A 22,116-nucleotide genomic window follows, 5' to 3' on the forward strand; every position below is an offset into this window, starting at 1 on the left:
TCGTTCTTCCCTCTGGATCTACACATGAAATTCCTCGAACTCCTCAAAACTCGTAAAACCAGAAAGCGCCTGCGCAAGCTGGATAAGCTGGAGCGGGCGCCCGAAAAGATTCGCCTGCGGTATCCCGACTACGAGGTCGGAACCGGCACGTATGGCATTCCGGAGGTTTTCGAGTTTGGCGACGATACGATCCTGCGGGTAGGCTCCTACACCTCCATAGCATCGGGTGTGCGCATCCTGCTCGGCGGTGAACATCGCACGGACTGGCTCACCACTTACCCATTCCCTGCAATGATGAAAGGCCTGGAAGACATCAAGGATTACGCGCCGAGCAAGGGCGATGTGGTAATCGGCAGCGACTGCTGGATTTGCGCCGATGCGATGATTCTGTCCGGCGTGACCATTGGCCACGGTGCAATTGTTGCTGCTGGTGCAGTGATCACACGCGACGTCGCGCCGTTTGCGGTTGTCGGCGGCAACCCAGGCAAGTTCATCCGTTGGCGCTTCGATGAAGACGTCCGTCAGCGGCTGCTCAGCGCGGCGTGGTGGGATTGGCCAATGGAAGAAGTGAAGTCCGTCGCCCGGATGTTGTCCGGGGCAGACATCGACGCCTTCTTGCGATACATAGAGTCTCGCCCGGCTGTTCGCACAGGCACTTCCTCAACCGCTCAGGTGCAGGCGTAAGCCAAGGGCCCAATCGTCATTGCGTGTCGGGCTGTGGACCGGTCTTTTCGTCGACAACCGCCTTTGCCGGGCCGAGAACGATAGCCAGGTGCCGCAAGTCTTCAATAATCACGCTCAGGCTCTTGCCCGAAGGGCTCGCTGCCAGAGTCCCCAGCGCGAACACCGTGAAAAATCGCACCTCGTCGGCGTGGCTGAGCAGTTCGCTGATATAACGGCTCGACCGATAGGCCTGCATCTGCGCCGGCGACACGTACAACGTGACCAGCTTGCCCTGTAGCCGATCAAAGAATTTGAATTTGAAGCCCGCCCCGTAACGCTCAACCAGACCGCCGCCATAAAGCACGCGGCGTTCATCCCCCGGTTGCGCAAACCTGATATGCCGAAAGTAGGCGCGCAGGGTGGTTTCGCCTTCCCCCGGCACACGCAGTGTCAGCAGGTTGAACTCCTCCTTCGTCAGCGTGGCCTGTGCCTGGCGAAAGCTGTCGACCAGCCGCTCGAAGTTGTTGGTACGCGTTTCGCCGGGTTTTGATACGCGTGGCGCTTCGGAAACGTCTGGAGTCTGCTGTGGAGCGTTCGTACGCGCTGGCTCGACGAGTATCGGCGCCGGCTCGGACTTGGCCTTAACCTTGATCGATGGATCGAACACGTCGATGTAGTCATCCAGCTTGCGCCTGGCCTTGCGCAAAGCACTGTCGTGTGGCGACTCGTCCGCTGTTGGCGGGGCCTCGACAGCGTTTTCGTCGACCCACTCGCAGCCGGCCTCATGCTCGTAATTGGGGTTCGCCCGAAAATGCGCCGCCACAAAGGTAGGGTTTTCCTGCGGCCTTACGTTGTAACGCACGCCAGTTATCTTCACGCCGCGCTCACGACATGCCTCGGTTGAGCACAAGAAGTGAAAGCGGGCACGCGGCGCCTCCATCGAGAAATATTCCCGGCGTGCGGCCACAACCGACAGTTCGGTCTGTAGCTCGACACAGAAAGCGCGGGTGATGCTTTTGCTGGTTTTCATGACGGCGGTCGGACCTCGGCCGAGGAGGGGCGTGGATCGTCGGCGGATCATCGGATGCATCCGCCAGATAGCCTCGCTTTGTAGTTACAACTGGCCCGGTACTGCGAGCCATTCGCCAACGACTTTCTGGTAGGCGCCGGTTGCTTTGCTCAACTTCAGCCACTGATCCACGTAGCTTTTCCAGGCGATGTCATCGCGGGGCAGCAGATAGGCTTTTTCGCCGTACTGCATGTACTTGGTAGGGTTGACCGTACACAGCCCCGGCATTCGCTTTTGCTGATAAAGCGCCTCGGAGGCGTCGGTGATCATCACGTCGGCTTGCTTGTCGAGCAGCGTTTGAAAGATGGTCTTGTTGTCGTGGAACTCGAGTTTTGCATTGGGCAGATAGGCGTGCACGAAGGCCTCATTCGTCCCACCCTGAGGCTCAATCACGCGCACCGTGGGCTGGTTGATCTGCTCAACGGTTTGATAGCGCGCCTGGTCTTCACATCGCACCAGCGGCACCTTGCCGTCGATGTCCAGCGTACTGCTGAAAAACGCCTTCTTCTGGCGCTCCAGCGTTACCGAGATACCGCCGACGCCGATGTCACATTTTCCGGCAACCATGTCCGGCATCAGGGTTTTCCAGGTGGTGGGCACCCATTGCACCTTCACGCCCAGGCTTTGCGCCAATGATTGTGCGAGCTCTATGTCAATGCCTTCGTATTGCCCGTCAGGCTTCAGAAGCGTGTAAGGCTTGTAGTCGCCGGTCGTACATACCGCGATTTGCCCTTGCTCAATAATCTTGTCCAGGTGCGAAGCCGATTCCTGGGCGAGGGCAGTGCTCGATATCCCCAATAGCAAGCAAGCGGTAAGGCGGTGGTTCATAGTGGCGATCCCTGTTTGATTGACCTTGCCCGTTCTTTTAAGGGGAAAACGGGGAGAAAGGAAGTCAGTCTTTAGGGCCTGACTGATTCTTGGCGTTCGCGGCCTGGCTTTTGGCCTTGGTTCTGTAGTGGCGGAACATCGCTGTTGCCACCCCTAGAACCAAAACGCCTACCGCGATCGGCAAACGGTACGGCTTGAGATCGCCGAAAAACTGCTCCAGAAACTCGCCAGCCCAGTAGCCTGCGCTCGCGAAGATCGTCGCCCACACCACTGCACCGAACAGATTCACCACCGAAAACCGGATCGGCGAAAGACGGCTCGCGCCAATCACCATCGGCCCCACCAGCCGCATGCCATAGAGGAACCGCACCGAAAAAATGGACGCCGTCGGGTAGCGCTCGATCAACCCTGATACGCGCTTGATGGTCGCCTCATGACGATGCAGGCGCGGCAACAGCTTCGCGCCGAAATAGCGGCCGGTCCAAAACAGGATCTGGTCCCCGATCATCCCCGCGATGCTGGCGTACGCAATCACTGGCCAGATATTGAGGATGTGTTGATGCGCAGCCATCCCGCCCAGGATGAGGATGGTTTCACCCTCCAGCAGACAGCCGATGAACACCGCCCAGTAGCCGTACGTGGCGAGCAGATAGTTGAAATCGATGTGCTCAAACATTCGGGGTGCGTGGCCTTGAGTGAGAGAGAAGGGGAGCCGCAATCGCTGCGGAGCCGCGCGCCCGATTTTGGTCTGCGCAAGCCTTTCGACCGGAAGCCCCTGAAAACAGTTCTATTAATCTTTTAACAGTCCTCGTCACCCTTAAGGCTAACTTGGCTGCTCTAAGCTCATTGGTTTTAGACCTTTGCCTAGTTTTAGGGAGTGTTATTTTAATGTCATACATTTAGGTCGTGGATTTCGGCAAACTGCTTGCCCAAAGTAAGGCGGTCGAACGTTGTGCTGTAGGATTTTTCGTAAAGTATTGTAGGGGGGGGGGGCATGCTGGGCCTCATTACATGGATGACCAGCTTGTTCGTTAAACGAGATTACGCTAGCTTCTGCGCCGCTTCAGATAATCCGCCTTCAAGCCATATTTTCAGATTAGATTGACTTTAAATATGACGATTTTCTAATGTAAAAAACACCATAACAATTATGAGGATCTGTTCTGTGGTTGATAAGGAAGAGTTTCGCATCATTCTGAGCGTGGCTCAGATGGCAGCGATTTTGGAAAAAGAGTCACTTTCAGCTGCTGAAATAAGTTCCAATCGGATTTTTGGAAGTATTCGTTTGGTAGGGGGGATAGTCGAACTTGCTGGAGCCAGCGCTCTCTGCGTAACTCCTGACCCCACCCTGCTAACTAAAGTAGGGTGCGTGGCGATGGGGGTTCACGGGGCTGACCAATCCTCTGCGGGTCTGACACAGATAATAACCGGATCGCCAACTGACTCGTTTGCCTTCAAGACTGGCTCTTCTATTGCAAGGTCAATGGGGGCTTCGGATGGGGTCAGACAGTTCGCTGGGCTATCCACAGAGTTTGCGATTCCGCTTGCTACGGCATCTCTATTCAACGCGTTCAGAGTCTCGTCCGTTCAAGGCGGGAAAATGGTGCTCAGGACCGGTGAGAAGCTCAAGAATGCGCCGAAAAAAAGCCACGGAGGGCATACGATGCGGGACCATCTTGATAAAGATATAGCGGGTCTGGCAAAACGATTGAAAAAATTCCGGAACGTCGAAGTGATGTCGACCTTCGATAATATCGAAATCGCAGAGTGGGCAGTTCGGCAGGCGCTCAATTCGAATAGAACCAGAATAGCGATGTATTCTCGGGCGAAGTTTTTACGCGTCAACAATAGATTGACGTTAAAAATGGATCTGAAAAAAGATGTGGGCTGGGGAATTGCTCGACGAGCACCCGATACTCCTGTTGGGATGAAAAAAATAGTCGTTGTGATAGAGTTCACTGAATATAACTATATGCCTGCATATATTCTGACTTCTTATCCAATTCTCTGAGGTATGAAGATGCGCGGATATGGCGAGCTTTTGGATTTTATGCGCGATCTGAGTGATGGGGTTCAGGAGTACTTACCTGAAGAACTCAGGACTGCGCAGCTTTCTCTGAATGAAATAGTCGACCAATGGATCACTGGAAAATCTTATCTGGCTATTCGCTCGTTGCAAAAAGACATTGCATCTTACGTAAAGAAATCTAATGCCGGTGATTTCTCGGTCGATGAACTCTTCTTTATTTCTGATTTGGTTTTCACAGAAGAAATGTTCGGCTGCGAGGAAGCAGTGCTGCTGACCAAAGTACTCGAAATGCTGAAGTTGCGCGTTGAGGAAAGACGGTTGTCTGTTTTGACTGATATTCAACGGTGGCTGCGATCTTGGTAGTGGGGCTAAATCCTTCTTGCTAGGCCTCCCTGCGAGGAGCCAGACAACTGGGGGCGATTTAGTCAAAACGGTGCTGGCAAAAAAGCGCCGGGGCCATTACAAATACGCACTTTTATTGCCCACGCCTATTGGCGTATCAAGAGGGATGTATGAGGGTTCTATTCGCTGTTCTCCTGGCAACGCTCAGTCTCAATGCCTTAGCATCAGAGCCTGTGCTGGATTTGCCGAGTTGCGACCTTGCCGTTCAGCGAGGGCTGAAAGGTGAGGTCGGTGGGCAAATATCTGATGCCTGGCGAGCGCATATTTCGATGCGGGCAAACGTGCTCCAGTCTGACATCGGAACTGCGAGAAAGGCCCGACGCCTCACGCAACCGACGGCTGATCATCTGTTTGAGCGAATTGAAAAGGTGCGCGCCGATATAGCGGGCTTCGTTAAGCAGCAGGGTTTTCTCAGCGCTGCAGAGCGTGCCAGTTACGACAGGGAGTTTGACGCTATCGCCCAGCAGATCTGTCAGCGTCCTAAACGCTGATCGGCTCTCTCTATACGGCACTCTGCCGGTGATGGGTGGAGCGCTTACCTGAATTGCAGGCACAAAAAAACCGGCACAAACGTGGCCGGTTTCTTTGTTGTTCAAGTCTGGTAAGGACTTGAATTTGCTGCTGTTTGGTGCCCCGAGGGAGACTCGAACTCCCACTCCTTTCGAAAACGGATTTTGAATCCGCCGCGTCTACCAATTCCGCCATCAGGGCTCAATGGCGGCGAAGTATAGAGAGGGTCCTACCGTTGGTCAATCATGTTTCATAGTCAATTTTCACTATTTCCGCTAAACTTTCGGCCCCTGCTAGACGAACCCCATCATGCGCGTTGCTGACTTTACCTTCGAGCTCCCTGATTCCCTGATCGCTCGCCACCCTTTGGCCGAGCGACGCAGTAGCCGTTTGCTGACCCTTGACGGGCTGAGCGGCGCGCTGGCACACCGTCAATTCACTGATTTGCTGGAGCATCTTCGCCCCGGCGACTTGATGGTATTCAACAATACCCGCGTGATTCCTGCACGCCTGTTCGGCCAGAAGGCGTCGGGCGGCAAGCTGGAAATCCTCATCGAACGCGTGCTGGACAGCCATCGTGTGCTGGCGCATGTGCGCTCGAGCAAATCCCCCAAGCCTGGTTCGTCGATCACTATCGATGGCGGCGGTGAGGCCGAGATGCTGGCGCGCCATGACGCGCTGTTCGAGCTGCGTTTCGCCGAAGAAGTCCTGCCGCTGCTTGAGCGTGTCGGGCACATGCCACTGCCTCCTTATATAGACCGTCCGGATGATGACGCGGATCGCGAGCGCTATCAGACCGTTTATGCGCAGCGGGCCGGTGCTGTGGCGGCGCCTACGGCAGGGCTGCATTTCGATCAGGCGATGATGGACGCCATCGCACAGAAGGGCGTCGAGACGGCGTTCGTCACACTGCATGTCGGCGCCGGTACCTTTCAGCCGGTACGTGTGGAGCGTCTTGAAGACCACCACATGCACAACGAATGGCTCGAAGTGAGCCAGGAAGTGGTGGATGCCGTGGCTGCCTGCCGTGTGCGCGGCGGTCGGGTGATTGCCGTCGGGACCACCAGCGTGCGCTCCCTTGAAAGTGCTGCCCGCGATGGCGTGCTCAAGCCTTTCAGCGGCGACACCGATATTTTTATTTTCCCGGGCCGGCCGTTTCATGTGGTCGACGCGCTGGTGACCAATTTTCATTTGCCCGAATCCACGCTGCTGATGCTGGTTTCGGCGTTCGCCGGTTACCCGGAAACCATGGCGGCCTACGCGGCAGCGGTGGAAAACGGCTACCGCTTCTTCAGTTACGGTGATGCGATGTTCATCACCCGCAATCCTGCGCCGACTGCTCCCGAGGGATCAGATCCCGAGCGCTCGGCCCCAGAGGATCAAGCATGAGTCGCACCTGTCGTATGTCTTTCGAGCTGTTAGCCACCGATGGCAAGGCTCGTCGTGGTCGCCTGACCTTTCCGCGTGGCGTGGTCGAAACCCCGGCATTCATGCCAGTGGGCACCTATGGCACGGTCAAAGGCATGCTGCCCCGGGATATCGTGGCGACGGGCGCGCAGATGATCCTGGGCAACACCTTTCACCTTTGGCTGCGTCCGGGCACCGAAGTGATCAAGCGTCACGGCGACCTGCACGACTTCATGCAGTGGAGCGGCCCGATTCTCACTGACTCCGGCGGCTTTCAGGTATTCAGCCTCGGCGCGATGCGCAAAATCAAGGAAGAGGGCGTCACGTTCGCCTCGCCCGTCGATGGCGCGAAGGTATTCATGGGGCCTGAGGAGTCGATGCAGGTCCAGCGCGATCTGGGTTCTGACATCGTGATGATCTTCGACGAATGCACCCCGTACCCCGCCGACGAAGACGTCGCGCGCATCTCCATGGAGTTGTCGTTGCGCTGGGCCAGACGCTCGAAGGTTGCGCATGGTGAGAACACTGCCGCGCTGTTCGGCATCGTTCAGGGCGGTATGCACGAAGACTTGCGCATGCGCTCGCTCGAAGGCCTTGACGAAATCGGCTTTGACGGCCTGGCGATTGGCGGCCTGTCGGTGGGTGAGCCCAAGCATGAAATGCTCAAGGTGCTGGACTACCTGCCAGGCCGTATGCCGGCTGACAAACCTCGTTACCTTATGGGGGTAGGCAAGCCTGAGGACCTGGTCGAAGGTGTGCGCCGCGGAGTCGATATGTTCGACTGCGTGATGCCGACCCGCAATGCTCGCAACGGCCATCTGTTCATCGATACCGGTGTTCTGAAAATCCGTAACGCGTTCCACCGCCACGATGATTCGCCGCTGGATCCAACGTGCGATTGCTACACCTGCCAGAACTTCTCCCGCGCCTATCTCCATCATCTGGACAAGTGCGGCGAAATGCTGGGAAGCATGCTTAATACGATCCACAATTTGCGCCATTACCAGCTGCTTATGGCTGGTTTGCGCGAGGCTATTCAACAGGGTACATTGGCCGCCTTTGTCGACGCCTTCTATGCCAAGCGCGGGCTTGCAACGCCGCCTCTGGACTGAATGACAGCGGGTCTTTCTGCTTCTTATTAAAATTATGCAACTGGAGTGCTAAATGAGCTTTTTCATCTCTTCCGCTTTCGCGGACGCTGCTGCACCTGCCGCAGGCCCTATGGGTGGTGGCTTTGAGTGGATCTTCCTGGTCGGCTTCCTGGTCATCTTCTATCTGATGATCTGGCGTCCACAGGCCAAGCGTGCCAAAGAGCAAAAAAACCTGCTCGGCAACTTGCAGAAAGGCGATGAAGTTGTAACTTCCGGCGGCATCGCCGGCAAGATCAACAAAGTGACCGACGACTTCGTTGTTATTGAAGTATCCGACACTGTCGAATTGAAGATCCAGAAGGGCGCCATCGCTGCAACTCTGCCCAAGGGCACTCTGAAAGCCATCTGATTCCAGTCTTTTACCAATCGACGGGGCGCGCAAGGCGCCCCGCGTTATAAGCAGGCGGCGTGATGTTGAACAAATACCCTCTGTGGAAATACATCCTGATCCTGGCTGTGCTGGTGGTTGGCTTTATATATTCCGCACCCAATCTCTACCCTGATGACGCGGCCATTCAGGTCACCGGCGCTAGCACTGCGCTGCAAGTCAATCAGGCTGATCTGGATCGCGTAAGCAAGGCGCTTACCGATGCTGGCATCGCGGTCAAGGGCGTGTCTCTGGCCGAGAATGGCAAGGGCGGTTTGTTGCGTCTGACCAAACAGGAAGACCAACTGCCAGCCAAAGACGTCGCTCGCAAGGCATTGGGTGACGACTATGTCGTAGCGCTCAACCTCGCCCAGACGACGCCCAAGTGGCTGCGTGGTATTGGCGCCAGCCCGATGAAGCTTGGTCTGGACTTGTCCGGCGGTGTGCACTTTCTGCTCGAAGTGGACATGGACAAAGCGCTCAGCGCACGTCTGAATGTCTATGAAGGCGAAGTGAAAAGCCTGCTGCGCAAAGAGAAGCTGCGTTATCGCAGTCTGCCGCAAATCGATGGCGGCATTCAGCTGGGTTTCAGCGATGCTGACGCCCGCGAACAAGCCCGTGCCTTGATCCGCAAGAACTTCACCGATTTTGAAATTACCCCATCGGATCGCGGCGAAATGCCGATCCTGCGCCTGGCGATGACGCCGGCCAAGATTGCTGAAATTCGCGAATACTCAATCAAGCAAAACCTGACGACTGTACGTAACCGGGTCAACGAGCTGGGTGTTGCCGAGCCACTGGTTCAGCGCCAGGGCGCCAACCGCATCGTGGTCGAACTTCCGGGCGTGCAGGACACCGCAGAAGCCAAACGTATTCTCGGCAAAACCGCCAACCTTGAGTTCCGTCTGGGCGCTGGTCCAGACGACAGCAAGGCCACGACCGAGATGTTCGAGTTCCGTGAAGGCGGTCGTCCTGCTGCTCCGGTCGAGCGTAACCTGATCATCACGGGTGACCAGGTCACCGATGCCAAGGCGAGCTTCGACGAGCATGGCCGTCCACAGGTGAACATCAATCTTGATGGTCACGGTGGCGATCTGATGAGTCGCGCTACTCGCGCCAACGTCGGTCGTAGCATGGCGGTGATCTTCATCGAGCAGAAGCCGCTCACCACGTACACCAAACAAATGGTTAACGGCGTCGAGAAAGACGTTCCGGTCCAGACCTTCAAGGAAGAGAAAAAAATCATCAGCCTGGCGACCATTCAGTCGCCGCTCGGTGCGCAATTCCGTATCACTGGCCTGAACGGTCAGGGCGAAGCTTCCGAGCTGGCTCTGCTGTTGCGCGCAGGTGGTCTGGCGGCGCCGATGTACTTTGCTGAAGAACGCACCATCGGTCCGAGCCTGGGTGCCGACAACATCACCAAAGGTGTCGATGCGTCGCTGTGGGGCATGCTGTTCGTGTCGATTTTCATCATTGCCATCTACCGTTTCTTCGGTGTGATTGCGACGGTGGCACTGGCGCTGAACATGGTCATGCTGCTGGCGTTGATGTCCTTGCTGGGGGCCACGCTGACCTTGCCGGGTATCGCCGGTATCGTGTTGACGATGGGGATGGCGGTCGACGCCAACGTGCTGATCTTCTCCCGGATTCGTGAGGAGCTCGCCAATGGCATGACCGTACAGCGAGCAATCAACGAAGGTTTCGACCGCGCCTACACGGCGATCCTCGACGCCAACCTGACGACGCTGCTGGTCGGCGGTATTCTCTTTGCGATGGGCACTGGCCCGGTCAAAGGTTTCGCCGTGACCATGTCGCTCGGGATATTTACCTCGATGTTCACAGCCATCATGGTGACCCGCGCAATGGTCAACCTGATCTATGGCGGTCGTGACTTCAAGAAGTTGTGGATTTAAGGGGCTGCCATGAAACGTACCATCAACTTCATGGGCGTTCGCAACGTTGCGTTCGCCGTCACCATGCTCCTTACCGCGCTGGCGCTGTTTAGCTGGTTCCATAAAGGGCTTAACTTTGGTCTGGACTTTACCGGCGGTACGCTGATCGAGTTGACCTACGAGCGTCCTGCCGATCTGGGCAAGGTGCGTGAAGAACTGGCTTCAGCCGGTTATCACGAAGCGGTCGTGCAGAGTTTCGGCGCGACGACTGATCTGCTGGTGCGTATGCCTGGCGAAGATCCGCAACTGGGTACTCAGGTTGCTGAAGCGCTGCGCAAAAACGGCGCGGATAACCCGGCAACCGTGAAGCGCGTAGAGTTCGTCGGCCCTCAGGTCGGTGAGGAGCTGCGAGATCAAGGCGGCATCGGCATGTTGCTCGCCCTCGGCGGTGTTCTGATCTACCTGGCGTTTCGCTTCCAGTGGAAGTTTGCGGTGGGTGCGATCATTTCGCTGATTCACGATGTGGTTGTGACGATGGGTATCCTGTCGTTCTTCCAGGTGACATTCGACCTGACGGTACTCGCGGCAGTATTGGCGATCATTGGTTACTCACTGAACGACACCATTGTTGTGTTCGACCGGGTTCGTGAGAACTTCCGGTTGCTGCGCAAGGCGTCGCTGATCGAGAACATCAACATCTCCACGACGCAGACGCTGTTACGGACCATGGCAACCTCGATCTCCACCTTGCTGGCGATCGTGGCGTTGTGGGTTTTCGGTGGCGATAGCCTGCATGGCTTCTCTGTGGCGCTGTTCATCGGCGTTCTGGCGGGTACTTACTCCTCGATCTACATCGCGAACGTGGTGTTGATCTGGCTGAACCTGCGCAGTGAGGATTTGCTGCCTCCAGTTACGACTGAAAAAGTGGACGATCTTCCGTAGGACTTATTCCCACCGGTTGTCATCCAAAAGGCGCGAGCATTGAACTCGCGCCTTTTTTTGTACTCCAAGGCTGGGAGTAGCGCGAGAAATTGCGTTGAATATCCTCAGGAGGTTCAAGTGAACAAATCGTTGCTAGTTGGTGCGGTATTGGGCGCTGTCGGCGTGACCGCCGGGGGTGCTGTTGCCACCTATAGCCTCGTTAAAAGCAGTGGTCCGGAATACGCGGACGTGCTCGCGGTTGAGCCCGTTAATGAACAGATCAAAACTCCGCGTGAGGTCTGCAAGGATGTCGCGGTGACCCATAGGGCTGCCGTCAAGGATGAGCATCAGATCGTCGGCAGCGTACTGGGTGCGGTAGCGGGCGGTTTGCTTGGTAATCAGGTGGGCGGCGGTAATGGCAAAAAGATTGCCACTGTCGCGGGTGCGGTCGGCGGCGGTTATGCCGGTAACAAGGTTCAGGAAGGCATGCAGAACCGCGACACCTACACCACCACAGAAACCCGCTGCAACACGGTTAACGACATCAGCGACAAGGTTGTTGGTTACAACGTCAAGTACAAGCTCAATGACAAGGTCGGTCAGGTCCGCATGGATCGTGATCCGGGCAGTAAGATCCCCGTCAATAAAGATGGGCAGCTGGAGCTGAGTCAGGCAGGTCAATAACCTTGCTGATGCGCTGCGCTGACAAAAGCACCTTCGGGTGCTTTTGTCGTTTTAGTGCAGGCACTTTTAGCGGGCAATAAAAAACCGGCTGTGAGGCCGGTTTTTCTGGGGCGTCTAAGGATCAGCGTTTCAGAGAGGCTGGAACGTGCGGTGCGATTGAAGTCAGGACCGCTTTGAAGCACTTGGTGTTGCCAGCAACGATGTGGCCTTTCTCAAGGAAGTCGTGGCCGCCGTTGAAGTCGCTGACCAGTCCGCCTGCTTCCTGGATCAAGAGGGCGCCCGCAGCCATGTCCCACTCAGACAAGCCTGATTCCCAGAATGCATCGAAGCGGCCAGCAGCGACGTAGGCCAGGTCCAGGCTCGCGGCGCCTGCGCGACGAATGCCAGCGGTCTGGCCGACCAGGCTGCGGAACATGCCCAGATAGTTTTCGAGGTTGTCCATCTGGTTTTCGCGGAACGGGAAGCCGGTGCCGAGAAGGGCGCCTTCCAGGCTCTTGCGGTTGCTCACACGCAGGCGGCGACCATTGAGAGCGGCGCCACGGCCACGGCTGGCAGTAAACTCTTCCTGGCGAACCGGGTCCAGAACAACGGCGTGCTCAAGGCGGCCACGGTATTTACAGGCGATGCTGACAGCAAAGTGCGGTACGCCGCGTACGAAGTTGGTGGTACCGTCCAGAGGATCGATGATCCACAGATAGTCTGTACCTTCGCCGCTGCCTTCGTGCAGGCCGCTTTCTTCGCCGAGGATGCCGTGAGTAGGATAGGCCTTGCGCAGGGCGGTGATGATGCTCTGCTCGGCTGCGCGATCAATCTCGGTTACGTAGTCTTTCGCGTCTTTTTCGTCGACCTTGATGGTATCCAGGCGCTCGATGGAGCGGAAAATCAATTCGCTGGCGCTGCGGGCGGCGCGCAGCGCGATATTCAGCATGGGCTGCATGGATGTATCACCTAGGTCGTTAAAGAGAGCCGAACATTCTATGGGTTATCCCGGACGATTTCCAGCGTGAGTTCCTCGCCCAAGCTAACGAGGGATGTGTTCAGTGGCCTCGATTGCTGCGTTAATGCAGTTGCTGGTTTCGTTTGCGAGCGTCTGAACATCACGCGTTCGTGGCGTTAGCCGGGGTGCTTCTGTAATATTCTCTGCCCATTTCTCCTGCTAGTGAGACCTCACCTTTGCTGCAAAATATTCGTGTTGTCCTGGTCGGTACCAGCCATCCGGGAAATATCGGTGGCGCTGCCCGTGCCATGAAAAACATGGGGCTTTCGCGTCTGGTGCTGGTCGATCCGGCGATGTTCCCTCATCACGAAGCAGACGCGCGAGCGTCTGGTGCCGGCGACATTCTTGAAGGTGCGCAGGTGGTTGCCACGCTTGAAGATGCGTTGGTGGGCTGCAATCTCGTGCTGGGGACGAGTGCGCGCGATCGTCGTATTCCATGGCCCCTGCTGGATCCTCGCGAGGCGGGCGTCAAGAGTGTGGAGCACGCGGCCTTGGGCGAAGAAATCGCGCTGGTATTCGGTCGTGAGTACGCAGGCCTGACGAACGAAGAGCTGCAGCGCTGTCATTATCACGTCCATATTCCGTCCGATCCCGAGTTCAGCTCGCTGAATCTGGCGGCGGCAGTTCAGGTGCTCAGCTACGAGACGCGCATGTCCTGGCTCGCGGCTGAGGGCCAGGCCAGCAAAGCCGAAAAAGTCGAAGTGGGCTCAGTGCGTAGCGCCGAGTTGGCAACGATGGATGAGATGGAAAAATTCTATGGGCATCTCGAATCGACACTCGTCACCATTGGCTTTCTTAATCCCGAGCAGCCGCGTCATCTGATGGCGCGCCTGCGTCGTCTGTATGGTCGCTCCGCCGTTAACCGATCTGAAATGAGTATTTTGCGTGGCATCCTCACCGAAACCCAGAAGTCGGCCAATGGTGAGCCCTACAAGCGTAAGGATCAGTGATGTTCGAGCGTCTGCGAGAAGATATTCAGAGTGTGTTTCACCGAGACCCTGCAGCCCGCAATGCGTTTGAGGTGCTGACCTGTTACCCCGGTATGCACGCGATCTGGTTGCATCGTTTATCACGATGGCTTTGGCTGAGTGGTTTTAAATGGCCTGCGCGGATGGTATCGAACTTTGGTCGCTGGTTGACCGGGATTGAAATCCATCCAGGTGCCAAGGTGGGCCGCAGATTCTTCATTGACCACGGTATGGGTATCGTGATCGGCGAAACGGCTGAAATTGGCGACGACGTAACGCTGTATCAGGGTGTGACCCTGGGTGGCACAAGCTGGAACAAAGGGAAGCGTCATCCCACACTTGAGTCTGGTGTCGTGGTAGGGGCAGGCGCGAAGGTGCTGGGTCCGTTTACCGTCGGAGCAGGCGCGAAGGTCGGTTCGAACGCCGTGGTCACAAAGGCTGTGCCAGCGGGCGCCACGGTTGTAGGGATACCGGGTCGTATCATCGTAAAGTCCGATGATGCCCTTGAAGCGAAGCGTAAGGCCATGGCGGAGAGGCTTGGTTTCGACGCTTACGGGGTGGGTGAGGACATGCCTGATCCGGTGGCGAGAGCCATCGGTCAATTGCTCGATCATCTGCAGGCAGTTGATGTGCGATTGGAAGACATGGGCGATGCCCTCAAGAAAATGGGCTGCGAATATCAGGAGAAGGCTCTCCCGGAATTGCGTAAAGATGTCTTCGACTGCGTGAATGATCGCGATCAGACCAAGGTTGGCTGAGCAGGCTTGAGGCGGGGCAGGCGTGGCGAATGCAGGTGTGCCAATCACAGCTCGCATTTGCTATGATCCTGCCGCTCTTTTGCAGGTAATCCCGACTGCTGCGCTAGGTCTTATAGTTGACTTAAACAGTCGGGAATAGCATACTCGCCCCCATTCAGAACCTCCGCGGTATATGCCATGCGACTGACTACAAAGGGCCGATACGCCGTAACTGCCATGCTTGACCTGGCGTTGCACGCGCAGCATGGGCCAGTGTCTCTGGCCGACATTTCCGAGCGGCAAGGCATTTCCCTTTCCTATCTTGAGCAACTGTTCGCCAAGCTGCGCCGTAGCAATCTGGTGTCCAGCGTGCGTGGGCCGGGCGGTGGATACCAGCTGTCCCGCAACATGCAAGGCATTCAGGTTGCTCAGGTCATAGACGCTGTTAACGAGTCTGTCGACGCGACTCGCTGTCAGGGTCTGGGTGATTGTCATGCTGGCGATACCTGCCTGACCCACCATTTGTGGTGCGACCTCAGCCAGCAGATTCACGAATTTCTAAGCGGTATCAGTCTGGCCGACCTTGTCACTCGCCGTGAGGTACAAGAAGTCGCTCAGCGTCAGGATCAGCGTCGTTGCAACCCCCGGACGACCCAGATGGACAAGATTGAAACATCCGCCGTTGAGTGAACGAAGATGAACGCGCGGCGCGCCTGCCCGATAGGAGATATTCAATGAAATTGCCGATTTACCTCGATTATTCCGCGACGACCCCGGTCGATCCGCGTGTAGCGCAGAAAATGAGCGACTGCCTTCTGGTTGACGGAAACTTCGGCAACCCGGCATCGCGTTCCCACGTCTTCGGCTGGAAAGCTGAAGAGTCCGTTGAAAACGCCCGCCGTCAGGTCGCTGACCTGGTCAATGCCGACCCTCGCGAAATTGTCTGGACCTCCGGTGCCACCGAGTCCAACAACCTGGCGATCAAGGGTGCCGCGCACTTTTACGCGACCAAAGGCAAGCACCTGATCACCAGCAAAATCGAGCATAAAGCCGTTCTCGATACCATGCGCCAGCTGGAGCGTGAGGGTTTTGAGGTGACTTACCTCGACCCGCAAGAAGACGGCCTTATCACTCCGTCAATGATTGAAGCAGTCATGCGTGACGACACCATTCTGGTTTCGATCATGCACGTGAACAATGAGATCGGCACAGTCAACGACATCGCAGCCATTGGTGAGATGACCCGTTCGCGTGGCGTGCTGCTTCACGTCGATGCCGCTCAGTCCACCGGCAAAGTAGACATTGATCTGGCCGCTCTCAAGGTCGATCTGATGTCATTTTCCGCCCACAAAACCTACGGCCCTAAAGGCATCGGCGCACTTTATGTAAGCCGCAAGCCGCGTGTTCGCATTGAAGCGGCCATGCACGGTGGCGGTCACGAACGTGGTATGCGTTCCGGGACGCTGGCGACGCACCAGATTGTGGGTATGGGTGAAGCGTTCCGCGTGGCAAAAGAAGACATGGCCGTAGAAAACGCCCGTGTCCAGGCCTTGAGCGATCGTTTCTACAAGCAAGTTGAAAATCTTGAAGAGCTGTACATCAACGGCAGCATGGCTGCGCGTGTACCGCACAACCTGAATTTGAGTTTCAACTATGTCGAAGGCGAGTCGCTGATCATGGCACTCAAGGATCTGGCGGTTTCGTCGGGTTCTGCCTGCACGTCTGCATCGCTTGAGCCTTCGTACGTGCTGCGCGCCCTGGGCCGGAACGACGAGCTGGCACACAGCTCCATTCGTTTCACCTTCGGCCGTTTCACCACGGAAGAAGAGATTGATTACGCAGCGCAGAAAGTCTGTGAGGCCGTTACCAAGCTGCGCGCTCTGTCGCCGCTGTGGGACATGTACAAAGACGGCGTCGATATCTCCAAGATCGAGTGGGCGGCGCACTAATTTAAAGTCGCCATCCATGCGGGCCACGCTTGACCAATGGTCAGCGTAGCCCGAAGAGCGGCTCACCTGTTGAGAGGATAAGTATCATGGCTTACAGCGAAAAGGTCATCGACCACTACGAGAACCCGCGCAACGTCGGCAAGATGAACGCGGAAGACCCTGATGTCGGCACTGGCATGGTCGGCGCGCCGGCTTGCGGCGACGTCATGCGTCTGCAGATCAAAGTCAACGAACAAGGCATCATCGAAGATGCCAAGTTCAAGACCTATGGTTGCGGTTCGGCCATTGCGTCCAGCTCACTCGCTACCGAGTGGATGAAGGGCAAGACTCTGGACGAGGCAGAAACCATCAAAAACACTCAGCTCGCTGAAGAGCTGGCACTGCCTCCAGTCAAGATTCACTGTTCGGTACTCGCAGAAGACGCCATCAAGGCGGCCGTTCGCGATTACAAGCAGAAGAAAGGTCTGCTGTAAGCAGCCTTCCAAGGCTTGCCTAAAGTAATTGCTGCGAAGTAAGGAGTTCAGATGGCTATCAGCATGACAGAAGCTGCAGCTAAGCATGTGCAGCGTTCCCTCTCGGGTCGCGGCAAAGGCGGCGGCGTGCGCCTGGGTGTTCGCACCACGGGATGTTCAGGTCTTGCCTACGTGCTTGAGTTCGTCGATGAGGCCCAGAGCGAAGATACCGTCTTCGAGCTGCACGGCGTCAAGGTGATCATCGACCCGAAGAGTCTGGTCTACCTGGACGGCACAGAGCTTGATTTCGTCAAGGAAGGGTTGAACGAAGGCTTCAAGTTCAACAATCCCAACTCGCGCGGCGAATGCGGCTGCGGCGAAAGCTTCAATATCTGAGGCTTATCGTGGGTACTCCTTGTCATTTTGCTCTATTCGACCTTCAGCCTGGATTCCTCGTGGATCTCGACATGCTTGCTGTGCGCTACCGCGAGCTTGCCCGTGGCGTGCATCCAGATCGCTTTGCCGACGCTCCTGAGCGTGAGCAACGCGTCGCGCTGGAGCGTTCAGCAAGCCTCAACGACGCTTATCAGACCCTCAAGAATGCGCCAAAGCGTGCGCGTTATTTGTTGGCGATGAATGGCGGCGAGGTGCCGCTGGAAGTCACCGTGCATGACCCTGATTTTCTTCTCCAGCAGATGCAATGGCGCGAAGAACTTGAGGATCTGCAAGACGAGGCTGATCTCGACGGTGTGGCAGCGTTCAAGCGTCGATTGAAGGCGGCACAGGACGAGCTGAACGAAAGCTTCGCGGCCTGTTGGGACGATGCTGCGCAGCGTGAGCAGGCCGAAAGGCTGATGCGACGCATGCAATTCCTCGACAAGCTCTCTTACGAAGTGCGCCAGCTGGAAGAGCGCCTCGACGATTAACCCCGTGCAGCTCATGGTTGCACGCAAGTGATATCAGAAAAGCAATGGCTCTACTGCAGATCGCCGAACCAGGCCAAAGTCCAAAACCTCACCAGCGCCGTTTGGCCGTCGGGATTGATCTCGGCACCACCAACTCGCTGGTTGCCGCGTTGCGTAGCGGCGTGTCCGAACCGTTGGCCGATGCCGACGGAGAAGTCATCCTGCCGTCCGCGGTTCGCTACCACGCTGATCGCGTTGAAGTAGGGCAGTCCGCCAAGGACGCTGCCGCTACCGATCCGCTTAACACGATCATTTCGATCAAGCGCCTGATGGGACGCGGCATTGCTGACGTCAAGCATCTGGGTGATCAGCTGCCTTACCGCTTTATCGGCGGTGAGTCGCACATGCCGTTCATTGATACGGTGCAAGGCCCAAAAAGCCCGGTTGAAGTATCGGCCGACATTCTCAAGGTGCTGCGTCAGCGCGCAGAAGCGACGTTGGGCGGCGACCTTGTGGGCGCGGTGATCACCGTGCCGGCTTACTTTGATGATGCGCAGCGTCAGGCGACCAAGGACGCAGCCAGGCTGGCCGGTCTCAACGTATTGCGGTTGCTCAATGAGCCTACCGCCGCAGCCGTTGCATATGGTCTGGACCAGAACGCCGAAGGCATTGTTGCTATCTACGATCTGGGTGGCGGCACTTTCGATATCTCGATTCTGCGCCTGACGGGCGGTGTGTTCGAGGTCATGGCCACTGGCGGCGACAGCGCGTTGGGCGGTGATGATTTCGACCACGCGATTGCAAGCTGGATGATCAGCGAAGCGGGTCTTTCCGGCGACCTCGATCCTTCCGCGCAACGTAGCCTGCTGCAGGCGGCTTGTGCAGCGAAGGAAGCGCTGACTGACACCGATTCGGTCGACGTTGTGTACGGTAACTGGAGCGCTACGCTCACCCGGGACGCGTTCAACGCTTTGATCGAGCCAATGGTTTCTCGCAGCCTGAAGGCGTGTCGCCGGGCAGTGCGCGATTCGTCCATCGAGCTGGACGAAGTCGCAGCTGTGGTGATGGTGGGTGGTTCGACGCGGGTGCCTCGGGTGCGTGACGCCGTTGCAGAGATGTTCGGCCGGCAGCCGTTGACCGAGATCGACCCCGATCAGGTAGTGGCTATTGGCGCCGCAATTCAGGCCGATACGCTTGCGGGCAACAAGCGCGACGGTGGTGAGTTACTCCTGCTGGATGTGATCCCGCTGTCGTTGGGGCTCGAAACCATGGGCGGACTGATGGAGAAGGTGATCCCTCGCAATACCACCATCCCCGTTGCCCGTGCTCAGGATTTCACCACTTATAAAGACGGCCAGTCGGCCATGATGATTCATGTACTGCAGGGTGAGCGCGAGTTGATTAGCGACTGCAGGTCGCTGGCGCGTTTCGAGCTGCGCGGCATTCCGGCGATGGTGGCGGGATCCGCGAAAATTCGTGTCACCTTCCAGGTTGATGCTGACGGTTTGCTGAGCGTTGCCGCTCGTGAGCTGGCGTCGGGCGTGGAGTCGAGCATTCAGGTCAAGCCGTCGTACGGCCTGACTGACGGTGAAATCACCCGCATGCTCAAGGATTCGTTCCAGTACGCAGGCGACGACAAAGTTGCACGCGTGCTGCGTGAACAGCAAGTGGATGCCGAGCGTTTGCTTGAGGCCGTTCAAGGCGCGCTTGATGCGGACGGTGAGCGTCTGCTGGATGCCGAAGAGCGCATGGTCATCGATCTACAAATGACGGAGCTTCGTGAATTGATGAAGGGCACCGACGGACCGGCCATTGAGCAGCAGACCAAGCGTCTGTCGCAAGTGACCGATGCATTCGCTGCCCGTCGCCTGGACTCGACGGTCAAGGCCGCCCTGTCAGGTCGCAACCTGAATGAGATTGAGGAATAACTGATGCCGCAGGTCATATTTCTGCCACACGCCGAGCATTGCCCGGATGGCATGGTTGTAGAGGCGGAGGTCGGTCAATCGATTCTCGAACTTGCCCATGAGCATCACATCGAGATCGAAAGTGCTTGCGGGGGCGTATGCGCCTGCACCACCTGTCACTGCATCATCCGCGAAGGCTTCAACACGCTGGAAGAGGCGGATGAGCTTGAAGAGGATTTCCTTGATCGCGCTTGGGGGCTGGAAGCACATTCGCGCCTTTCGTGCCAGGCCAAGGTCGGAGCCGAAGATCTCACGGTTGAGATTCCGAAGTATTCGCTCAACCATGCCGCCGAAGCGCCGCACTGATTTCGGGAGTCTGTCATGAGTTATGGTTGGAATGACGTACAGCGCATTGCAGAGGAGATGGCCGAGAACCATCCAGGCATAGATCCTTACACTATAGGTTTCGTCAAACTGCAACAGATGATCAAAGATCTGCCGGGTTTCGACGCCGCCTCAGGCCGCGTCGGCGAGAAGGTGCTGGAAGCTGTCCAGACCCTTTGGGCTGATGAATTAGCCTGATCCTTGCTGCGCGTTATGCAATACACCAGAACCCGCGTATAATTCGCGGGTTTAATTTTTCGCATTAATCACTGTTTCTGGAGTTACACCATGGCTGTTCAACGTACTTTCTCGATCATCAAGCCTGACGCTGTTGCTAAAAACGTAATCGGCGAGATCACCACCCGCTTCGAAAAAGCCGGTCTGCGCGTTGTAGCTTCCAAGCTCAAGCAGCTGTCCAAAGCTGAAGCAGAAGGCTTCTACGCTGAGCACAGCGCTCGTGGCTTCTTCGGCGACCTGGTTGCTTTCATGATCTCCGGTCCGGTTGTGGTTCAGGTTCTGGAAGGCGAAAACGCCATCGCTTTGAACCGCGAACTGATGGGCGCTACCAACCCTAAAGAAGCTGCTGCCGGTACGATCCGCGCTGACTTCGCTGACTCCATCGACGCCAACGCTGTTCACGGCTCCGATTCCGAAGCCGCTGCTGCGCGTGAAATTTCGTACTTCTTCGCAGCTACAGAAGTAACCGCTCGATAAGCTTGCGAGCGAATGAGCGAGGGTGAATTCATGACAGTATCGACTGGCAAAACAAACCTTTTGGGGCTTACCCAGCAGGAAATGGAAAAATTCTTCGAGTCAATCGGGGAAAAACGCTTCCGCGCCGGTCAGGTAATGAAGTGGATTCACCATTTTGGCGTCGATGATTTCGACGCCATGACCAACGTCAGCAAGCCGCTGCGTGAAAAGCTCAAAGGTCAGGCCGAGATACGTGGCCCTGAAGTCGTCAGCGAGGACATATCAACCGACGGCACCCGCAAGTGGGTCGTTCGCGTCGAGTCCGGCAGCTGCGTCGAGACCGTTTATATTCCTCAGGGCAAGCGCGGCACCTTGTGTGTTTCGTCCCAGGCGGGCTGTGCGCTGGATTGCAGTTTCTGCTCTACCGGCAAACAAGGCTTCAACAGCAACCTCACCGCCGCCGAAGTGATCGGTCAGGTGTGGATTGCCAACAAATCTTTCGGCAGTGTCCCGGCTACCGTCGACCGTGCCATCACCAACGTGGTGATGATGGGCATGGGCGAGCCATTGCTGAACTTCGATAATGTCGTGGCCGCCATGCATCTGATGATGGATGACCTGGGTTACGGCATTTCCAAGCGCCGGGTGACGCTGTCTACCTCTGGCGTGGTGCCAATGATCGATGAGCTTTCCAAGCACATCGACGTTTCGCTGGCTCTGTCGCTGCATGCTCCCAATGATGCACTGCGCAACCAGTTGGTGCCGATCAACAAGAAATACCCCCTGAAGATGCTACTCGAGTCCTGCCGCCGCTACATGTCGTCGTTGGGCGAGAAGCGTGTGCTGACCATCGAGTACACCATGCTCAAGGACATCAACGACAAGGTCGAGCACGCGATCGAGATGATCGAGTTGCTCAAGGACACGCCTTGCAAGATCAACCTGATCCCGTTCAACCCTTTTCCGCATTCTGGTTACGAGCGTCCGAGCAACAACGCGATTCGTCGTTTTCAGGATCAGTTGCATCAAGCGGGTTATAACGTCACCGTGCGTACCACGCGCGGTGAAGACATCGATGCCGCCTGTGGCCAATTGGTCGGGCAGGTCATGGATCGCACTCGTCGCAGCGAGCGTTACATCGCTGTGCGCGAACTCAGTGCCGAGGCCGAAGGGGCTCAGGTCACCGCGTCCCGTACTTGAC

At 56.8% G+C, this 22,116-nt stretch carries 25 protein-coding genes and 1 tRNA gene; 21 read left to right on the forward strand and 5 right to left on the reverse strand.

From position 1 onward, the window contains the following. The first annotated feature begins 24 nt into the window (after positions 1 to 24). Positions 25 to 684: a CatB-related O-acetyltransferase gene (locus OYW20_RS05955; RefSeq protein WP_268799794.1), complete on the forward strand. Its 660-nt coding sequence runs from the start codon at positions 25 to 27 to the stop codon at positions 682 to 684. A gap of 16 nt (positions 685 to 700) precedes the next feature. Here the strand turns inward: OYW20_RS05955 and OYW20_RS05960 are convergent, their stop codons facing one another. The 3 genes from OYW20_RS05960 to OYW20_RS05970 all read right to left on the reverse strand — a co-directional run bounded on the left by OYW20_RS05960 (position 701) and on the right by OYW20_RS05970 (position 3,236). Beyond that, entirely contained in the window at positions 701 to 1,693 is a 993-nt protein-coding gene (locus tag OYW20_RS05960) for an ATPase (protein ID WP_268799795.1), read from the reverse strand. An 84-nt stretch (positions 1,694 to 1,777) separates the two neighbouring features. Further along, positions 1,778 to 2,560, reverse strand: coding sequence for a transporter substrate-binding domain-containing protein (locus OYW20_RS05965; RefSeq protein WP_268799796.1), 783 nt, complete (start codon positions 2,558 to 2,560; stop codon positions 1,778 to 1,780). Positions 2,561 to 2,624: 64 nt separating this feature from the next. Beyond that, positions 2,625 to 3,236 carry a DedA family protein gene (locus tag OYW20_RS05970; protein WP_268799797.1) on the reverse strand — a complete coding sequence of 204 codons (612 nt, stop codon included), beginning with the start codon at positions 3,234 to 3,236 and terminating at the stop codon, positions 2,625 to 2,627. A gap of 489 nt (positions 3,237 to 3,725) precedes the next feature. On the opposite strand from OYW20_RS05970, the gene OYW20_RS05975 reads away from it, so the two are divergent. After that, on the forward strand, positions 3,726 to 4,571 hold the full coding sequence (locus OYW20_RS05975) for an RNase A-like domain-containing protein (RefSeq protein ID WP_268799798.1): 846 nt from the start codon (positions 3,726 to 3,728) through the stop codon (positions 4,569 to 4,571). Positions 4,572 to 4,580: 9 nt separating this feature from the next. Next, a complete protein-coding gene (locus tag OYW20_RS05980) occupies positions 4,581 to 4,952 on the forward strand; it encodes a hypothetical protein (protein ID WP_268799799.1) in 372 nt (123 codons plus the stop codon). 665 nt (positions 4,953 to 5,617) lie between these two features. Here OYW20_RS05980 and OYW20_RS05985 read toward each other — a convergent pair. Beyond that, a tRNA-Leu gene (locus OYW20_RS05985) sits at positions 5,618 to 5,702 on the reverse strand. Positions 5,703 to 5,810: 108 nt separating this feature from the next. On the opposite strand from OYW20_RS05985, the gene queA reads away from it, so the two are divergent. From queA to OYW20_RS06015, 6 genes are all read left to right on the forward strand, one after another. Then, on the forward strand, positions 5,811 to 6,890 hold the full coding sequence (gene queA, locus OYW20_RS05990; protein ID WP_268799800.1) for a tRNA preQ1(34) S-adenosylmethionine ribosyltransferase-isomerase QueA: 1,080 nt from the start codon (positions 5,811 to 5,813) through the stop codon (positions 6,888 to 6,890). Between the two features lie 14 nt (positions 6,891 to 6,904). Beyond that, complete coding sequence (gene tgt / locus OYW20_RS05995; RefSeq protein WP_268801059.1) at positions 6,905 to 8,020, forward strand: tRNA guanosine(34) transglycosylase Tgt; 1,116 nt, start codon at positions 6,905 to 6,907, stop codon at positions 8,018 to 8,020. Positions 8,021 to 8,072: 52 nt separating this feature from the next. Then, positions 8,073 to 8,408, forward strand: coding sequence for a preprotein translocase subunit YajC (yajC, locus tag OYW20_RS06000; RefSeq protein WP_020292183.1), 336 nt, complete (start codon positions 8,073 to 8,075; stop codon positions 8,406 to 8,408). Between the two features lie 62 nt (positions 8,409 to 8,470). Further along, positions 8,471 to 10,339: a protein translocase subunit SecD gene (gene secD, locus OYW20_RS06005; protein WP_268799801.1), complete on the forward strand. Its 1,869-nt coding sequence runs from the start codon at positions 8,471 to 8,473 to the stop codon at positions 10,337 to 10,339. 9 nt (positions 10,340 to 10,348) lie between these two features. Further along, positions 10,349 to 11,260: a protein translocase subunit SecF gene (gene secF / locus OYW20_RS06010; RefSeq protein ID WP_268799802.1), complete on the forward strand. Its 912-nt coding sequence runs from the start codon at positions 10,349 to 10,351 to the stop codon at positions 11,258 to 11,260. A gap of 117 nt (positions 11,261 to 11,377) precedes the next feature. Next, positions 11,378 to 11,923, forward strand: a complete 546-nt coding sequence (locus OYW20_RS06015; protein WP_268799803.1) for a glycine zipper 2TM domain-containing protein — start codon at positions 11,378 to 11,380, stop codon at positions 11,921 to 11,923. 121 nt (positions 11,924 to 12,044) lie between these two features. Here OYW20_RS06015 and suhB read toward each other — a convergent pair whose 3' ends face one another. Beyond that, positions 12,045 to 12,860 carry a type III secretion system regulator SuhB gene (gene suhB, locus OYW20_RS06020; RefSeq protein WP_268799804.1) on the reverse strand — a complete coding sequence of 272 codons (816 nt, stop codon included), beginning with the start codon at positions 12,858 to 12,860 and terminating at the stop codon, positions 12,045 to 12,047. A 236-nt stretch (positions 12,861 to 13,096) separates the two neighbouring features. On the opposite strand from suhB, the gene trmJ reads away from it, so the two are divergent. The 12 genes from trmJ to rlmN all read left to right on the forward strand — a co-directional run bounded on the left by trmJ (position 13,097) and on the right by rlmN (position 22,115). Beyond that, the gene (gene trmJ / locus OYW20_RS06025; RefSeq protein ID WP_268799805.1) at positions 13,097 to 13,870 is read left to right on the forward strand and encodes a tRNA (cytosine(32)/uridine(32)-2'-O)-methyltransferase TrmJ; all 774 of its coding nucleotides are present in this window, start codon (positions 13,097 to 13,099) and stop codon (positions 13,868 to 13,870) included. Then, positions 13,870 to 14,646, forward strand: a complete 777-nt coding sequence (gene cysE / locus OYW20_RS06030; RefSeq protein WP_268799806.1) for a serine O-acetyltransferase — start codon at positions 13,870 to 13,872, stop codon at positions 14,644 to 14,646. Before trmJ ends, cysE begins: the two co-directional genes overlap by 1 nt. A gap of 177 nt (positions 14,647 to 14,823) precedes the next feature. Further along, positions 14,824 to 15,315, forward strand: coding sequence for a Fe-S cluster assembly transcriptional regulator IscR (gene iscR, locus OYW20_RS06035; protein ID WP_268799807.1), 492 nt, complete (start codon positions 14,824 to 14,826; stop codon positions 15,313 to 15,315). 44 nt (positions 15,316 to 15,359) lie between these two features. Then, a complete protein-coding gene (locus tag OYW20_RS06040) occupies positions 15,360 to 16,574 on the forward strand; it encodes an IscS subfamily cysteine desulfurase (protein WP_268799808.1) in 1,215 nt (404 codons plus the stop codon). An 86-nt stretch (positions 16,575 to 16,660) separates the two neighbouring features. Continuing rightward, a complete protein-coding gene (gene iscU / locus OYW20_RS06045) occupies positions 16,661 to 17,047 on the forward strand; it encodes a Fe-S cluster assembly scaffold IscU (protein ID WP_062383507.1) in 387 nt (128 codons plus the stop codon). A gap of 51 nt (positions 17,048 to 17,098) precedes the next feature. Further along, the gene (gene iscA / locus OYW20_RS06050; RefSeq protein WP_268799809.1) at positions 17,099 to 17,422 is read left to right on the forward strand and encodes an iron-sulfur cluster assembly protein IscA; all 324 of its coding nucleotides are present in this window, start codon (positions 17,099 to 17,101) and stop codon (positions 17,420 to 17,422) included. 8 nt (positions 17,423 to 17,430) lie between these two features. Then, positions 17,431 to 17,952, forward strand: a complete 522-nt coding sequence (gene hscB / locus OYW20_RS06055; RefSeq protein WP_268799810.1) for a co-chaperone HscB — start codon at positions 17,431 to 17,433, stop codon at positions 17,950 to 17,952. Positions 17,953 to 17,996: 44 nt separating this feature from the next. Next, the gene (gene hscA, locus OYW20_RS06060; protein ID WP_268799811.1) at positions 17,997 to 19,859 is read left to right on the forward strand and encodes a Fe-S protein assembly chaperone HscA; all 1,863 of its coding nucleotides are present in this window, start codon (positions 17,997 to 17,999) and stop codon (positions 19,857 to 19,859) included. Between the two features lie 3 nt (positions 19,860 to 19,862). Further along, positions 19,863 to 20,204: an ISC system 2Fe-2S type ferredoxin gene (gene fdx / locus OYW20_RS06065; RefSeq protein WP_268799812.1), complete on the forward strand. Its 342-nt coding sequence runs from the start codon at positions 19,863 to 19,865 to the stop codon at positions 20,202 to 20,204. A 15-nt stretch (positions 20,205 to 20,219) separates the two neighbouring features. After that, a complete protein-coding gene (gene iscX, locus OYW20_RS06070) occupies positions 20,220 to 20,420 on the forward strand; it encodes a Fe-S cluster assembly protein IscX (protein ID WP_268799813.1) in 201 nt (66 codons plus the stop codon). Between the two features lie 90 nt (positions 20,421 to 20,510). Then, the gene (gene ndk / locus OYW20_RS06075; RefSeq protein WP_002552482.1) at positions 20,511 to 20,936 is read left to right on the forward strand and encodes a nucleoside-diphosphate kinase; all 426 of its coding nucleotides are present in this window, start codon (positions 20,511 to 20,513) and stop codon (positions 20,934 to 20,936) included. Positions 20,937 to 20,966: 30 nt separating this feature from the next. Next, positions 20,967 to 22,115 carry a 23S rRNA (adenine(2503)-C(2))-methyltransferase RlmN gene (gene rlmN / locus OYW20_RS06080; RefSeq protein WP_268799814.1) on the forward strand — a complete coding sequence of 383 codons (1,149 nt, stop codon included), beginning with the start codon at positions 20,967 to 20,969 and terminating at the stop codon, positions 22,113 to 22,115. Position 22,116: the final 1 nt, after the last annotated feature.

This window comes from Pseudomonas sp. BSw22131, assembly GCF_026810445.1.
GTDB classification, from domain to species: domain Bacteria; phylum Pseudomonadota; class Gammaproteobacteria; order Pseudomonadales; family Pseudomonadaceae; genus Aquipseudomonas; species Aquipseudomonas huanghezhanensis.